Genomic DNA, 1203 nt, shown 5'->3' with positions numbered 1-1203 from the left:
CCCGCGAACGTCACGGCCAGCGCCTCCGGGCGCAGCCGGCGCCCCTCGCACACCGGGCACGGGGAGTCGGTGATCCTTCCATGCGGTACCACCGGATCACTAAGTCCTAGTTTCCTACCTGCTCGAGTTGTAGCTCTCGCAGTCAAGCTGGCTTTTACCTTTACACTCTACGATTGATTTCCAACCAATCTGAGCCAACCTTTGAGCGCCTCCGTTACTCTTTAGGAGGCGACCGCCCCAGTCAAACTGTCCGTCAGACACTGTCTCCCTGGCCGATTATGCCAGCGGGTTAGAGTAACCATAAGTCAAGGGTAGTATCCCAACAACGCCTCAATAGAAACTAGCGTCCCTATTTCAATGGCTCCTACCTATCCTGTACATGACTTACAGGTACTCAATATCAAACTACAGTAAAGCTCCATGGGGTCTTTCCGTCCTGTCGCGGGTAACCTGCATCTTCACAGGTACTAAAATTTCACCGAGTCTCTCGTTGAGACAGTGCCCAAATCATTACGCCTTTCGTGCGGGTCGGAACTTACCCGACAAGGAATTTCGCTACCTTAGGACCGTTATAGTTACGGCCGCCGTTTACTGGGGCTTCAATTCATACCTTCGACTTACGTCTAAGCACTCCTCTTAACCTTCCAGCACCGGGCAGGCGTCACCCCCTATACATCACCTTGCGGTTTAGCAGAGAGCTGTGTTTTTGATAAACAGTTGCTTGGGCCTATTCACTGCGGCTGGCTTTTACACCAGCACCCCTTCTCCCGAAGTTACGGGGCTATTTTGCCGAGTTCCTTAACGAGAGTTCTCTCGATCACCTGAGGCTACTCGCCTCGACTACCTGTGTCGGTTTGCGGTACGGGTAGATATGACTTTACGCTAGAAGCTTTTCTTGGCAGTGTGACATCAGAGAGTTCGCAACCGTAGTTGCTTCCCCATCACAGCTCAATGTTAAAGAGAAATGCATTTGACACATCTCACACCTCACTGCTTAGACCAGAATCCATTAACTGGCATCTCTTAGCCTACTGCGTCCCTCCATCACGATCATATCTAGTACTGGAATATCAACCAGTTGTCCATCGACTACGCCTTTCGGCCTCGCCTTAGGTCCCGACTAACCCAGGGCAGATCAGCATGACCCAGGAACCCATAGTCACTCGCCGCACACGTTACTCACGTGTGTATCGCTACTCATGC

Annotated in this window: 1 rRNA gene; it reads right to left on the bottom strand. The window is 51.9% G+C overall.

From position 1 onward, the window contains the following. Positions 1–1203, bottom strand: a 23S ribosomal RNA gene (locus ABZY44_RS37745); the annotation flags it as partial.

Origin of the sequence: Streptomyces sp. NPDC006544, from assembly GCF_040611715.1 — a bacterium.
Taxonomy (GTDB): domain Bacteria; phylum Actinomycetota; class Actinomycetes; order Streptomycetales; family Streptomycetaceae; genus Streptomyces.
The sequence above is the reverse complement of the archived record's forward strand: the minus strand, read 5'-3'. Positions and strand labels throughout refer to the sequence as shown.